Origin of the sequence: Marinobacter sp. NFXS11, from assembly GCF_040148675.1 — a bacterium.
Classification (GTDB): domain Bacteria; phylum Pseudomonadota; class Gammaproteobacteria; order Pseudomonadales; family Oleiphilaceae; genus Marinobacter.
This window is the reverse complement of record NZ_JAGDDV010000002.1, coordinates 1,305,931-1,319,710: the sequence shown is the minus strand read 5'-3', so window position 1 is coordinate 1,319,710 and position 13,780 is coordinate 1,305,931. Positions and strand designations below refer to the sequence as shown.

Genomic DNA, 13,780 nt, shown 5'->3' with positions numbered 1-13,780 from the left:
CTCAGCCAGCCAACTCGGCCTCCAGGGACTCCACCTCTTCGCTAACTTCAAGCCACTGCGCCTCCACCTCTTCCAGGCGGGCGGTTGCGGTGGCCTGCTCCGCCAGCAACTCTTTCAGACGGGTCTTGCCGCTGTCGTCGTACAGGTCAGGGTCGGATAGCTGCTCTTCCAGAGCTGACAGCTTCTGCTGAAGCTGGTCCATTTCCCTTTCCAGGGCACTCTGTTTTTTACGATAGGGGCTGAGTTTCTGGCGAAGAGCCGCCTCCGCCCGCTTGCGCGCTTTCCGATCTTCGGCACTCTCGCCCACAGCCTCGGCGGCCTCGGCTGCCCCCTGCTGGCCGACCGGCATTCTCCTCGGCGCCTCGGTTTCGTCTTTCCGGCGGTCCGCCAGCCAGCGCTCATAGTCTTCCAGATCGCCCTGGTACTCCGTTACCCGACCATCATTGACCAGCCAGAACTCGTCCACGGTGTTCCTGAGCAAGTGCCGGTCATGAGAAACCACCACAATAGCGCCGTCAAAGTTCTGCAGCGCCATGGTGAGAGCCTGGCGCATTTCCAGGTCCAGGTGGTTGGTGGGCTCGTCCAGCAGGAGCAGGTTGGGTCTCTGCCACGCGATCACGGCCAGCGCCACGCGAGCCTTTTCGCCACCGGAAAACGACCGGATGGCACTCAGGGCTTCATCGCCATGAAAATCAAAGCCACCAAGGAAGTTCCGTATACTCTGTTCTGACGCCTTCGGGGAAAGCCGCTGAAGATGCAGGAACGGGCTGGCATCGAGATCCAGGGATTCCAGCTGATGCTGGGCAAAATAGCCGATGGCCAGATGCTCACCACAGGTACGATCACCAGACATCAAGGTGTCCTCACCCCGAAGTGCATCCATCAGGGTGGACTTGCCCGCACCGTTGGGACCCAGCAGACCGACCCTGCTGCCGGGCAAAAGGGTCAGGTTGATGCCGTCCAGGATTGCGGTACCGCCGTGCCCGGCCTTGCCATTGCGTATCGACAACAGCGGATTGGAAACCTTCTCGGCCACCGGAAACTCGAAGCTGAACGGCGAGTCGATATGGGCCGGGGCAATGCGCTCCATCCGCTCCAGAGCCTTGACGCGGCTCTGGGCCTGGCGGGCCTTTGTGGCTTTGGCCTTGAACCGGTCGATGAACCGCTGGATTTCGGCGATCCTGGCCTGCTGGCGTTCAAAACCGGCCTGCTGCTGGGCCAGACGCTCACTGCGCTGACCCTCAAAGGCTGAGTAATTACCCGTATACAGTTCCAGGTTACGACGATCGAAATGCACGACATGGGTAGCGACCCGATCCATGAAATCGCGGTCGTGGGAGATAAACAGCAGGGTCCCGGGATAGCGCCGCAGCCAATTCTCGAGCCACAGACAGGCATCCAGATCCAGGTGGTTGGTGGGCTCGTCCAGAAGCAGCAGATCGGACGGTCGCATCAGGGCCTGGGCCAGGTTCAGGCGGATTCGCCAACCACCGGAAAACGCCGATACCGGTCGGTCCGCATCTTCGTCCGAGAATCCCAGCCCGCGGAGCAAAGCCTCGGCCCGGCGGCCGGCAGACCACGCCTCGTGCACATCCAGCTCGCCGTGTATGCGGGCAATGGCATGATCGTCACCTGCGGCCTCGGCCCTGGCAAGTTCACCTTCCAGGCGGCGCAGATCCAGGTCGCCATCAAGAACAAAATCCCGGGCGCTGCGCTCGGTGGCCTCGACCTCCTGGGCCATGTGGGCAATTCGGCAACCACCCGGCAGAGAGACCGCGCCCTGCTCCGGGGCCAACTGGCCCAGCAAGAGCTGGAAAAGACTGGATTTGCCGGCACCATTGGCACCGACTATCGCGACACGCTGGCCGGGTTGCACCGTCAGGCTGACGGATTCTAGCAACCAGACGCCGCCCCGTTGTAAACTGAGATCGGTTATCGTTAACATGTTTTCATTTTATCAACGTAAAGTGTTCAGGGAAGGCACAGCGCCTATGTCGGTCGGCTCGGCTACCATCCCGGATTTCTCGACACCGCCGCTGGAATTGCCGGCAGATCTGGAACCGGAGAACCCGCTCTGGCGTTTTGCTTTGGCGTTCTGGAAACGTCCGGACGTGCAGGACAGCTGCCTGGCCCTTCAGAATCAGGGCTGGAGCGTAACGCGGATTCTCAGTGCGGCCTGGCTTGCACTCTCTGGCAGGGTCTTCGCCGGGGTCGAGGACGCTACGGTAACAGAGTGGCGCGACCGTGTAACCGTTGCCCTCCGGAGTGCGCGGAAATCGCTGCCCGGTAGCGCCGATAACTGTCAGAAGCTTCGCACCGGCATCGCCGGCCTGGAGCTTGAAGCCGAACAGATTGAACTGGCCCTGAGCTGGCGAACGCTAATGACCATCAACCCGGAACACGCAGACATGCAGGGACGCGACGCACTGATCATCAACAATCTGTTTGCGGCAGCACCGACCTTACCCATTGAGGACGATGCAAGGCCCTTGCTGAATACACTGGCCGATACTCTGGCCCACTTTCCCAAGGGAGACCATCAGCCATGATGATGAAATGGCTCATACGGCTCTCGTTCCCGGCTCTCGGGTTGTTGCTGTTGCTGATTTTCTTCGGTCTGAACGACCCGGAGCAGGTCTCCGAACCTGTGGCAGAGCACGAGCAGCCCGAGATTCCCGCGTTTGAAGGACTGGTTCCGTCCCCGATTCCTACCGAGGGTCCCGAGATCGTGTTCAAATGGCAGGATACCGACGGCAACTGGCACTACGCTGACCAGCCGCCCGAACAGGGCCGCTGGAACACCCTCGCTATCGAGCGACGTGACAAGGCCTTCCCCCGGATTCAACCGCAGGAGCCGGAAACAGACTGGCAATCGCCCTATAGCGCACCTTTCTCTCTGGGCCCTTCCGCTGCCGGCACCAACGGCAGCTGAGCTGACACGTCCGGTTTCTTAACACATGTTCAGTGGCATCTGATGCCGGAACCCGTTACCTTCTGCGTTCTGACAAACACAACGCGGGGCCCCGCCCCAAGCACCGACGTTAAAGGATAATGCAATGAAGAAAACGCTCCTTGCACTGGCAGTCACCGGCCTTGTGGCCGGCTGTTCCACACCACCCGAAGCCCCGGAACAACCGAAACTGGATTCCACCGACCAGAAGGTGAGCTATGGCATGGGCCTGGTTCTCGGTGAGCGTATGGGTAACGACCTGCCGAACCTGCAAATGGACCAGTTCCTCCAGGGCATCCAGCACGGCCATGCCGGCGATGAAGAAGCCAAGCGCATGAGCCGCGAGGAAATCCAGCAGGCCCTGATGACCTACCAGCAGCAGCTGCAGGAAGAGCAAGGCCAGCAGATGGAAGAACTGGCCCAGAAGAACCTGGATGCCGGCGAAGCCTTCCTTGCAGAGAACGCAGAGCGTGAAGGTGTGGAAACCACCGAGTCCGGCCTGCAGTACGAAGTGCTTGAGCAGGGTGACGGCGAAAAGCCGGCAGCAACAGACACTGTTCAGGTGCATTACACAGGTGAACTGCTGTCCGGTGAAGTATTTGACAGTTCCCGCGAGCGCGGCGAGCCGGTAACCTTCGCCCTTAACCAGGTGATTCCCGGCTGGACCGAGGGCCTGCAGCTGATGAGCGAGGGTGCCCGTTACAAGCTCTACATCCCGTCCGATCTGGCCTACGGCCCGGGCGGCAACAGGGCGATCGGCCCCAACGAGACCCTCGTATTTGATGTCGAGCTACTCGAGATCAACCCCGGCTCCGGAGACTAAGCGCCCGGACAGGCAGCTGTCAGTTCTGAGGCTGCCACACGAAAAAGCCCCAGCCGGCGATGCCGGACTGGGGCTTTTTTTGACTCGGGTATTTCTCAGGCAGAGGCCACTTTGCCGGCATGGGCATTGTGCAGATGCTCGATCAGGAAATCCTCCATCTCGAACCGGGTCTCCAGAGTTTCACCCAGCTTCGACAATTCACCGAACAGTTCTTTGACATCCTCTTCGGACAAATCCCGGCCATCCAGCCGGTCATTGAAGTTGAGGGCAACCTCGGTGGTTTGCTCAATGCGGGGATAAACCTTGGCAGCCAGCTCCAGCCCGCCATCGTTGAATTCCCGGGCCTCTCGCACCAACTGCTCGTAGATCTCGAAATGACCGGTAGACACGTAGTCCACCAGAACTTCACACAGGCGTACGAATTTTTCTCTCAATGCTTCGGTCTGCGAGAAGTCGCTTTCTCCGGACAGGTCGCAGTAATGCACCAGAAGCTCCTGACGCTCCTTGAGCCAGCGATCAATCAGATCGCTGACGCCGCCCCAGCGCTCCCTGGCATTTCGGCAATTTTCCAACATGACGCCTGTTCTCCGCTTGTCTTGGCTACTTCTGTTTCGGTTTTGATTTTTATTAGGTTTGGATCAAGTTACCCCATGGCTACGGTTCCCCGCAACCGTTTCAGCCTCGAATCCATTCCCGGGGTTTTTGCCGGCGAAACATCAAAACCAGACCGGTGATGACAAGCAGCGAGAAAAAGACAGCGGTCCAGCCGGGAATGCTCAAACCCAGGAACCGCCATACCACTTCAGCGCAGTCCCCGGTGCCCTGGAGCGCGGTGGACAGAACCTCGAACCACGGCAGAACATCCAGCATGTAGTCCACCGAAGGCCCGCATGCCGGCACCTGGTCCGCCGGCAGACTCTGCAGCCACAACTGCCGCGCGGCGACACCCAGCCCTGCTCCGGCGGTCAGCACCAGCAGTAAACCGTAGATTCGAACGCCAAACCCGGTCGGGCCCTGGAGAAAGGCCAGGAAACTGACCAGACCGGCACCCATGAAGCCGAAGCGCTGTAACCAGCAAAGCGGGCAGGGCTCGAGCCCCATCACATGCTCCATATAAAAAGCCACACCAAGGAGTGCGGCACATACAAGGAAAATAAGCCCGAAAACCCATCTGCTGGTCAAAAGAACACCTCGAATCGTGAATTGAAACTGCAAGCGGCCACAGGGCCTGCTATTCTCGTCACTTAACCCTAAACCACGATCAACTTCAAGCCTATGACACGCCAGCCAAAATCTGTTCTGACGCTTCTTTTTCTGTTGTTTGCAACAATCTCTTTGCCGGCCGTTTCCCAGGAAGAGGAAAATACCGAAGAGGACGTGGCTGAAGAAGAAAACAGCTTTACCGACTACATCAGCATGGATCCACCGTTCGTGACCCATGTGGGCACGCCCGGCAACAAGCCAACGTATCTGAAAGCCGCGGTCAGTCTGCGGGCAAACAGCGCGAGCGCACGACCTGCCGTGGATGCTCACATGCCCCGATTGCGACACGAACTGGTCATGCTGTTTGGTGAGCAAACGGATACGGATCGCCTCACTTCGATGGAAGGCCAGGAGGCGCTGCGCGAGGAAGCCAAACAGAGAATCAATGCGGTACTGGAGGAGCAGCAGACCGGCGAAAGCATAGCCGGCGTGCTGTTTACGGAGTTTGTGGTGCAGAAGTGAAGCTGCAACCGGTCAGAGGTTCAGGCGATACGCGAAAACAGATCGTCTGACTGGCCCCGGTCATCACGGGACATCTGATCGGCATCGTCCCAACCGGCTTCCCAGGCCGCAATAACAACTTCCCCACGATAGGGGCAGCGGGATTTGTCCATGCCCATGTTGGCAGCCATATAGCCCTGACGGTAAGCCTTGTTCAGGGCTTCCACGTCCCAGCCGAGTTTGATATCCCTTGCCATCGCAATCCCCTCCCGATCCTGATGTTACAAAAATTAACAGCCGGACCGGAGGGAGACAAATCTTTGTTTGGTTTCTGTGCGTCAGGTCCGCAGACTCCTGCGACGCCTCCCAAACTCAAGGCTCAAGAGCGCAGGTAGTGTTCCAGAAACTCGCTGAACGACAGAGTATCGGCTCGTTCCATTTCGGCCTGCTCGGTCAGGGATTCTGACGTCATGGCCTCAAACGCCTGGCGCACATCGACACCAAGACCTTCCTGCCTCAGGTTCTGCTGATGCTGCCGCGCCATTTCCATACCCCACTCCCGGTGACCCAGGCCAGAGGAACGCATTGCATCAAGAACCCGGGCAGACGGCACGGTCCATTCACCGGTCAACACTTCGCGCTGGGTGGCAAGGGCGTTGCGGTAGGTGTCATCACCCCGCCAGCTGTCGAGCAGTTCCGCCAGGGGCTCCAGCTGCGACAGAATGTCGTTCGCAGCGTTGGATACCGGGGTACGATGCCCACCGCGGCAAAGCGCCAACTCGCGATAACGCCCATTGGCAACCACATCCTTGTAGTTGTCATCGAGGCGCTCACATTCGGCATCGCCAATGCGGGGAGAGTCCGACAACAGGCAGTCGAGCAGGAACAGATCCAGGAAATCAATCTGGGCCTCGTTCACACCAACCGGAGAGAACGGATCAAGGTCCAGGCACCGCACCTCAATGTACTCCACACCCCGGGCTTCGAGGGCCTGGATGGGCTTTTCCTCACGCTGCGTCGTGCGTTTGGGGCGCACCGCGCTGTAATACTCGTTCTCGATCTGCAGTACGCTGGTGTTGATCTGGATAAACTTGTCGCCCCGGCGGGTGCCGATCGACTCATACGCCGGCCAGGTGGTGTGAATGGCCCGATCCAGAGTCTGGGTGTAGGTACTCAGCTCGTTGAAACAGATATTCAGGGATGCCTGCGCGTTGTTGTGGTACCCCAAATCACCCATCCGCAACGAGGTTGCAGACTCACCGAACCAGGTGCGCTCATCAAATCGTGAGAGATCATGGTTTACGCCGGCAACAAAGCTGGCATCCAGGGCTGGCGAGGCGCCGAACAGCAACATCAGCAACCAGCTACGGCGGCGGAAATTGCGAATCAGCCAGAAATACTGGTCCGACTTGAAGTCTTTCAGGCTTTGTTCGTTGCCCAGCAATTCCTGCCACTTATGCCAGAAACTGTCGGGCAGGGACAGATTGTAGTGTGCGCCCGCGATGCTCTGCATCATGCGGCCGTAGCGCACAGCCAGTCCCTGCCGGTAAACATGCTTGAGCTGGCCAATATTGGAACTGCCATACTCGGCGATAGGGATACTCGGGTCACCATCCAGCTCACAGGGCATGCTTGTCGCCCAGAACACTTCGTCACCCAGGTTCTGCTGCACAAAGGTGTGGATATCCCGCAGCGATTTCAGCATACCTGCCGTGCTGTCGAACACCGGCGTGATCAGCTCCAGCAAGGCCTCTGAATAGTCGGTGGTAATCCTCGGATGGGTAAGCGCCGAACCCAGGGCTTCGGGGTGCGGGGTCTGGGCGATGAAGCCGTTGCGATCCACCCGCAGCCCTTCTTTTTCGACACCCTTGAGAAAACCATCCCAGTCGCTGGCAGCGAACTGACGAAATACGGAATGGCGGGATCCAGCCATGGTCGGACTCCTGCTGCGGCCGGCTCTGTCTTGTCAGCAACCGGCCGGTGAAAAGATTGTAAACCCGTCAGCTGTCCTTGCGCGCCGAGGCAAGTGCCTGTGCCAGCGCACCAGCCATGGCGCCCTGTGGGGATTTCTGGCCGGAACCGCCATTACCGGCGTTCCGGTTACCGCCCTTGCGATTCGCTCCCGTGCGATTGGCGGCCATCGGTTTGCCTTCGTTTTTCTCGCCGGGCTGATCATCCATACGCATGGTCAAGGCAATTCGCTTGCGCGGGATATCCACATCCATCACCTTGACCTTGACGATATCCCCGGCCTTGACCACTTCACGGGGATCTTTGACAAAGGTATGGGACAGCGCGGAAATATGCACAAGGCCGTCCTGATGCACGCCAATATCCACAAACGCGCCAAAATTGGTGACGTTGGTTACCGAGCCTTCCAGCACCATGCCGGGTTTGAGATCGCTCAGGGTTTCGACCCCTTCCTCAAAACTGGCGAACCTGAATTCCGGTCGCGGATCCCGGCCCGGTTTCTCCAGTTCCGAGATGATGTCCTTGATAGTCGGCAAGCCGAACTGATCTGTTACGTAATCCTGGGGATTCAGACCACGCAGGAAAGAGGAATCGCCGATGATATCGCCCACTTCGCGATTATTCTTCCTGGCGATGGCCTCGACCACCCCATAGGCTTCCGGGTGAACGGAGGACCGGTCCAGGGGATTCTCGCCACTGGCGATGCGCAGAAAACCCGCCGCCTGCTCGAACGTGCGGCCCCCGAGACGGGTGACCTTGAGCAGCTGTTTCCGGTTGCGGAACATGCCGTTCTGGTTGCGGAACTCGATGATGTTCTGGGCGATGGTCTGGTTCAGGCCGGAGACCCTTGCCAGCAATGGCGCTGACGCGGTGTTCAGATCCACGCCCACGCCGTTTACGCAGTCTTCCACCACGGCATCGAGGCTTCGTGAAAGCTGCACCTGGGAGACGTCGTGCTGGTACTGCCCTACCCCGATGGATTTCGGCTCGATTTTTACCAGCTCGGCCAACGGGTCCTGCAGTCGACGGGCAATAGAGACGGCACCACGGATGGTGACATCCAGGTCCGGCAGCTCCTTGGAAGCAAACTCGGATGCTGAGTACACGGAGGCGCCAGACTCACTGACCACAATCCGGGCCAGCTTTAATTCGGGGTAACGCTTGCTGAGGTCGCCGACCAGCTTCTCCGTTTCCCGGGAAGCGGTGCCGTTGCCGATGGCCACCAGCTCGATCTTGTATTCCCGACACCAGGCCGCCAACTGTTCGATGGAATGGTCCCATTGGTTCTTGGGCGCGTGAGGATAAATAGCACCATGACCAGCCACCTGTCCGGTTCCGTCAATGACGGCCACTTTTACGCCGGTACGCAGCCCCGGGTCGAGCCCCAAGGTCGGTCGTGGACCGGCCGGTGCCAGCAGAAGCAGGTCTTTGAGATTGGCGGCGAACACGTTGATGGCTTCGGTTTCCGCGGCTTCGCGGACCTGTGCCATAAGATCGGTTTCAATCTGGGTGGAGAGCTTCACCCGCCAGGTCCAGCGAACCACGTCCGAGAGCCATTTGTCGGCGGCACGACCGTTGTCCCGGATATTCCAGCGAGCGGCAATGCGCTGCTCGGCCGGGTGGGGCGCACGGCGGTCATCCTCGGCATCACCAATAACAATAGTGTAGCCAAGAACGCCCTCGTTCCTGCCCCGCAGGATGGCCAGGGCACGATGGGACGGAACTTTCTTCAGGGGCTCAACGTGGTCGAAATAATCACGGAACTTGGCCCCCTCATTTTCCTTGCCTTCCACCACGGTGACTTTCAGCTGGCCTTCCTGCCAGATGAAGTCCCGCAGGCTGCCCAGCAGCTCGGCATCCTCGGCAAAACGCTCCATCAGAATGTAGCGGGCGCCATCCAGGGCAGCCTTGGTATCGTCGACGCCTGCGTCTTTGTTCAGGTAGCCCTGGGCAGTGGTTTCAGGGTCCAGGGTCGGATCATCGTAGAGAGCCTCAGCCAGCGGCTCCAGACCCGCTTCCCGGGCAATCTGGGCCTTGGTCCGGCGCTTGGGCTTGAAGGGGAGGTAAAGATCTTCCAGGCGGTTCTTGGCATCTGCTTCGTTGATGCTGGCCTTGAGTTCATCGGTCAGCTTGCCCTGCTCCTCAATACTCTTGAGGATGGTGGCACGACGGTCTTCCAGTTCCCGCAAATAGCGCAGACGCTCTTCCAGGTTCCTCAACTGGCTGTCGTCCAGTGAGCCTGTGATCTCTTTCCGGTAACGGGCGATAAACGGAACGGTCGCGCCCTCGTCGAGCAGAGCGGCGGTGGCATTAACCTGTTGCTCGCGGACACCGAGTTCGTCGGCGATACGCCTGGAGATACTGTTCATGCAACCTCTGTCTGATGCTTTGCCAATAAACCAGCAAAGGTACAGCGGCTTACTGCTGCAGGCAAGCGGCCTGGCCCCGCTTGTTCAGGAATTGCACAAGATCGGCCCAGGGCATGGGCCGGGCGTAGTAGTAGCCCTGGATTTCATCGCAATGCTGCTGGCGCAGAAATTCCAGTTGCCCCTCGGTTTCCACGCCCTCGGCCACCACACTGATCTGCAGGCTGTGGGCCAGACTTATGATGGCCCGGATAATGTGCTCGGCGTCTGCCGAATTGCCCAGCTCCTGAACGAACGACTTGTCGATCTTCACCAGCGAGATAGGAAGATGCTGAAGATTGCTCAGAGAGGAAAAGCCGGTCCCAAAGTCGTCAAGGGCGAAGCTGATACCCAACTGGTTTAACTCCCTCAGGCAGCGCTGGGCATACTCCGGATCGTGCATCATGGCGCTCTCGGTCAGCTCCAGCTCGAGCAGACTGGTATCCACGTTGGCGTTAAAGATGATGCGAAAAATGGTTTCGGTCATCTTGCGATCGTGAAACTGCCGGAACGACAGATTGACCGCGAACACCAGCCCGGGGAAACCGAGCTCGGCGGATTCCTGCAGGCGCTTGCAGGCCTGTTCGATAACCCAGTAACCAATGGGCACGATCAACCCGCTGCGCTCGGCCACCGGAATGAATTCATCCGGCCCCACCAGCCCACGCTCAGGATGATTCCAGCGCAACAGGCATTCCACACCCCGCACTTCCTCGGTAGCCAGATCAATCCTGGGCTGATAGTAAAGTTCCAGTTCCTTGCCCCGAAGGGCGTTGCGGAGGTCCGCCTCCAGACGAAGCTGGTAACCGGCGGAAATGTGCAGCTGGCGATCGTAGAAACGGTAGCTGGTGCCCGGGTCCCGTTTTGCTTCAAACATGGCACGGTTGGCCCGTCGTAACAGGTTTTCCGCGCTGTCGCCGGCTTCCGGGTAAGTTGCAACGCCAAGGCTGGCACTGACCACTACGGTCTGGCCATCTATGGTAACCGGCTCATCAAGGGCGTTGACCACCTTGCGGATAATCTGGGTGATATCCAGGGAGTCCTCGACCTTTTCGACAATAATGGCAAGCTCGTCACCGCCAATTCGCATCAGCGAATCCACGCGCCGGAGGGAATGACGAAGTCGCTCTGCCAGCTTCATCATCAACTGGTCGCTTTTCTGGTAACCGAACGATTCGTTAATGCTTCGGAAGTCATCAATATTGAGATGCAACAGTGCGAGCCGATGGCCTGCGCGCTCGGCTCGCAGAAGGGCCTGCTGGAGACGATCGAAAAACAGGTCGCGGTTGATAAAACCGGTGGCGACTTCACGGCCCAACTGACCGTGGGCAGACTCGGACAACTGGTCCCGATACCACAGGCACTTCACGGCCCGTCGGAAATTCCAGTGGTCCAGATTCTGGCGGCAGAGGTAATCGGCGGCGCCGGCAGCAAGCAATTCGGGCGCCCGCTCCCCGGGAGGCTCGGCGCTCAGGGCCAGCACGGGCTTCTCATTGCTGGCGACAGCCAGGTACTGCAGGAAAGAGGCTTCAGACCCACCGTGAAACACGCAGTCCCAGACGATGACATCAAAGCTGGCGTTGCGGATCAAATCATCACAGTCCACCAGATCCGGGCACCAGGTCGCGTCCGCACTGATTTCGACGTCGCCCGCCAGAAGAGCATTCAGCCAGAGAAAATCAGCGTAATCTGGTGTCAGAACCAACAGGCGCAACTGTCCGGGCCTCATGGTTTCCAGTGGCAGTGTCATCAAGCAGGATCCATTTATGCGTGAACAACCGAGTCCGTTCTGTTAATCATAGTCTATAGATCCCCAAGGTACAGTAACTCTGTCTGGTGTAGAATAAGCCCACGTCCGTTATCCCCACTTCGTTCCATTCTGGCCATTTATTTGTGAACAAGCTCAACCCGAGACAAAGCGAAGCAGTCCGCTATGCCGATGGCCCCATGCTGGTGCTCGCGGGTGCCGGCAGTGGCAAGACCAGCGTGATTACCCGCAAGATTGCCTATCTGATTGAGCAGCTCGGAATTCCGGGGCGTCATATTGCCGCAGTGACTTTCACCAACAAGGCTGCCCGGGAGATGAAGGAGCGGGTTGGCAGGATCGTTGACCGGAAGCTCACCCGGGGCCTGATTGTATCTACTTTTCACAATCTTGGCCTCAATATGATCCGGGAGGAGCACACGCATCTTGGCTACCACCCGGGCTTCTCGATCTTTGATGCCGAGGATGCCAGGGCCCTGTTACAGGATCTGATGCTCCGGGAAGCCAGCGCCGAGGCCGGGGACGAACTCAACGATATCCAGATGACCATCTCCTCCTGGAAAAACGCCATGCGCGGGCCGGCCGAGGCCCTGAGCAAGGCTGCGGATGAGCGCGAACAGCGTATTGCGATCATCTACAAGAAATACAACGAGTACCTGAAGGCTTACAACGCGGTCGATTTTGACGATTTGATCCTGCTTCCCGTGATGCTGTTCCGCTCGAATCCGGACGTGCTCGCGAAATGGCGGCGGAAGATTCGCTACATGCTGGTGGATGAATACCAGGACACCAACGTGTGCCAGTATGAACTGGTCAAGCAGCTGGTGGCCGAACGAGCCGCGTTTACCGTGGTCGGGGATGATGATCAATCGATCTACGCCTGGCGCGGAGCCCGCCCGGAGAACCTGGCCCAGCTCAAGGAAGACTTCCCGAGCCTGAAAATCGTCAAGCTTGAGCAGAATTATCGGTCCACTGCCCGGATCCTGCGCAGCGCAAACACAGTGATCGCCAATAATCCCCACGTGTTTGAGAAGGCGCTGTGGAGTGATCACACCATCGGCGAAGAAATCCGGATTGTCCGCTGCCGCAACGAAGACGCAGAAACCGACCGCGTTGCCACCGAGATCCTCGACCAGAAGCTGAAGAAAGGCCTCGATTTCCGGGACTTTGCCGTGCTGTATCGGGGCAACCACCAGGCACGACTGCTGGAAATGAAGCTGCAGGCCTACCAGATCCCCTACCGAATCTCCGGCGGCCAGTCGTTTTTCTCGAAGAACGAGATAAAGGACGCCATGTCCTACCTGCGCCTGCTGATCAATCCCGACGACAACGCTGCCTTCCTTCGTGTGGTGAACGTGCCGCGCCGGGAAATCGGCCCGCGCACCCTTGAACAGCTCAGCCACTATTCACGCTCTCGAAATATCAGCCTGTTCAAGGCCCTGGGTGACATGGGCGCAGAGACCCACGTGACCGAGAAGGGGCTCGACCGCCTGCGGCGTTTTGCCCACTGGGTGGATGCCACCTGCGAACGGCTGCACAGCGAGAATCCGATACCCGTGATCAAACAGCTGTTCACGGACATCGAATACGAGGAGTGGCTGCACCAACACTCCGGCACGCCCAAACAGGCCGAGCGGCGGATGGAGAATATCTGGTACCTGGTGGAGTCCATCCAGCGCATGCTCGACGACGGCAAGGGCACGGCCGATGAGCTCGGCATCGAGGATGCCATCACCAAACTGATCCTTCGGGACATGATGGAACAGCGGGAAGAGGACGACGACAGCGACAAGGTTCAGCTGCTCACACTGCATGCGTCGAAGGGACTGGAGTTTCCCCACGTGTTCATTATGGGGCTTGAGGAAGAAATCCTGCCCCACCGCAGCAGTATTGAAGAAGGCAATATCGAGGAAGAACGGCGACTGATGTACGTGGGTATTACCCGCGCGCGGGAAACGCTGACCCTGACCTACGCGGCGACCCGGAAACAGTACGGCGAGAAACTCGAAACCATCCCCAGCCGCTTCCTTGATGAGCTGCCCGAGGAAGACCTGAAGTGGGAAGGGACTGGCGACCTCGACGTGGAGGCCAATCAGAAAAAGGGAAAAGCGACTCTCAGTGCCCTTTTGGGCGATCTCGGCCTTTAAATTTCAAATTTTTTT

12 protein-coding genes are annotated in these 13,780 nt (G+C 58.7%); 5 read left to right on the top strand and 7 right to left on the bottom strand.

The genetic code is table 11. The features are described 5' to 3' along the window. Window position 1: 1 nt before the first annotated feature. The gene (locus J3362_RS15070) at window positions 2–1,945 is read right to left on the bottom strand and encodes an ATP-binding cassette domain-containing protein (protein WP_349520741.1); all 1,944 of its coding nucleotides are present in this window, start codon (window positions 1,943–1,945) and stop codon (window positions 2–4) included. Between the two features lie 46 nt (window positions 1,946–1,991). On the opposite strand from J3362_RS15070, the gene J3362_RS15065 reads away from it, so the two are divergent. The 3 genes from J3362_RS15065 (at window position 1,992) to bamJ (ending at window position 3,773) form a co-directional block, all read left to right on the top strand. Then, on the top strand, window positions 1,992–2,549 hold the full coding sequence (locus tag J3362_RS15065) for a TIGR02444 family protein (RefSeq protein ID WP_349520740.1): 558 nt from the start codon (window positions 1,992–1,994) through the stop codon (window positions 2,547–2,549). Beyond that, complete coding sequence (locus tag J3362_RS15060) at window positions 2,546–2,932, top strand: DUF4124 domain-containing protein (protein WP_014575835.1); 387 nt, start codon at window positions 2,546–2,548, stop codon at window positions 2,930–2,932. Before J3362_RS15065 ends, J3362_RS15060 begins: the two co-directional genes overlap by 4 nt. Before the next feature lie 124 nt (window positions 2,933–3,056). Further along, window positions 3,057–3,773 (top strand): BamJ family beta-barrel-assembly machinery protein, encoded by a 717-nt coding sequence (gene bamJ, locus J3362_RS15055; RefSeq protein ID WP_349520738.1) that lies wholly within the window; start codon window positions 3,057–3,059, stop codon window positions 3,771–3,773. Between the two features lie 95 nt (window positions 3,774–3,868). Here bamJ and rsd read toward each other — a convergent pair whose 3' ends face one another. Together rsd and J3362_RS15045 are read right to left on the bottom strand one after the other, a co-directional pair. Then, window positions 3,869–4,348: a sigma D regulator gene (gene rsd / locus J3362_RS15050; protein WP_349520737.1), complete on the bottom strand. Its 480-nt coding sequence runs from the start codon at window positions 4,346–4,348 to the stop codon at window positions 3,869–3,871. Between the two features lie 100 nt (window positions 4,349–4,448). Then, window positions 4,449–4,955 (bottom strand): disulfide bond formation protein B, encoded by a 507-nt coding sequence (locus tag J3362_RS15045; RefSeq protein ID WP_349520735.1) that lies wholly within the window; start codon window positions 4,953–4,955, stop codon window positions 4,449–4,451. Between the two features lie 93 nt (window positions 4,956–5,048). Here J3362_RS15045 and J3362_RS15040 point away from each other — a divergent pair, with 93 nt between their 5' ends. Then, window positions 5,049–5,498 (top strand): flagellar basal body-associated FliL family protein, encoded by a 450-nt coding sequence (locus J3362_RS15040; RefSeq protein ID WP_349520733.1) that lies wholly within the window; start codon window positions 5,049–5,051, stop codon window positions 5,496–5,498. Between the two features lie 20 nt (window positions 5,499–5,518). On the opposite strand, the gene rmf is transcribed toward J3362_RS15040, so the two are convergent. The 4 genes from rmf to J3362_RS15020 all read right to left on the bottom strand — a co-directional run bounded on the left by rmf (window position 5,519) and on the right by J3362_RS15020 (window position 11,603). Continuing rightward, window positions 5,519–5,734 carry a ribosome modulation factor gene (rmf, locus tag J3362_RS15035; RefSeq protein WP_349520732.1) on the bottom strand — a complete coding sequence of 72 codons (216 nt, stop codon included), beginning with the start codon at window positions 5,732–5,734 and terminating at the stop codon, window positions 5,519–5,521. Window positions 5,735–5,856: 122 nt separating this feature from the next. After that, on the bottom strand, window positions 5,857–7,410 hold the full coding sequence (gene gshA / locus J3362_RS15030; protein WP_349520731.1) for a glutamate--cysteine ligase: 1,554 nt from the start codon (window positions 7,408–7,410) through the stop codon (window positions 5,857–5,859). A 67-nt stretch (window positions 7,411–7,477) separates the two neighbouring features. After that, window positions 7,478–9,817 (bottom strand): Tex family protein, encoded by a 2,340-nt coding sequence (locus J3362_RS15025; RefSeq protein WP_349520729.1) that lies wholly within the window; start codon window positions 9,815–9,817, stop codon window positions 7,478–7,480. 49 nt (window positions 9,818–9,866) lie between these two features. Next, a complete protein-coding gene (locus tag J3362_RS15020) occupies window positions 9,867–11,603 on the bottom strand; it encodes a putative bifunctional diguanylate cyclase/phosphodiesterase (RefSeq protein WP_349520727.1) in 1,737 nt (578 codons plus the stop codon). Window positions 11,604–11,746: 143 nt separating this feature from the next. Between J3362_RS15020 and rep the strand changes: the two genes are divergently transcribed. After that, on the top strand, window positions 11,747–13,765 hold the full coding sequence (gene rep / locus J3362_RS15015) for a DNA helicase Rep (protein ID WP_349520726.1): 2,019 nt from the start codon (window positions 11,747–11,749) through the stop codon (window positions 13,763–13,765). Window positions 13,766–13,780: the final 15 nt, after the last annotated feature.

What these genes read in the sequence shown, in the direction of transcription:
- J3362_RS15070 (WP_349520741.1), bottom strand. Translation starts at nt 1,945, where the DNA reads ATGTTAACGATAACCGATCTCAGTTTACAACGGGGCGGCGTCTGGTTG.
- J3362_RS15065 (WP_349520740.1), top strand. Translation starts at nt 1,992, where the DNA reads ATGTCGGTCGGCTCGGCTACCATCCCGGATTTCTCGACACCGCCGCTG.
- J3362_RS15060 (WP_014575835.1), top strand. Translation starts at nt 2,546, where the DNA reads ATGATGATGAAATGGCTCATACGGCTCTCGTTCCCGGCTCTCGGGTTG.
- bamJ (WP_349520738.1), top strand. Translation starts at nt 3,057, where the DNA reads ATGAAGAAAACGCTCCTTGCACTGGCAGTCACCGGCCTTGTGGCCGGC.
- rsd (WP_349520737.1), bottom strand. Translation starts at nt 4,348, where the DNA reads ATGTTGGAAAATTGCCGAAATGCCAGGGAGCGCTGGGGCGGCGTCAGC.
- J3362_RS15040 (WP_349520733.1), top strand. Translation starts at nt 5,049, where the DNA reads ATGACACGCCAGCCAAAATCTGTTCTGACGCTTCTTTTTCTGTTGTTT.
- rmf (WP_349520732.1), bottom strand. Translation starts at nt 5,734, where the DNA reads ATGGCAAGGGATATCAAACTCGGCTGGGACGTGGAAGCCCTGAACAAG.
- gshA (WP_349520731.1), bottom strand. Translation starts at nt 7,410, where the DNA reads ATGGCTGGATCCCGCCATTCCGTATTTCGTCAGTTCGCTGCCAGCGAC.
- J3362_RS15025 (WP_349520729.1), bottom strand. Translation starts at nt 9,817, where the DNA reads ATGAACAGTATCTCCAGGCGTATCGCCGACGAACTCGGTGTCCGCGAG.
- J3362_RS15020 (WP_349520727.1), bottom strand. Translation starts at nt 11,603, where the DNA reads ATGACACTGCCACTGGAAACCATGAGGCCCGGACAGTTGCGCCTGTTG.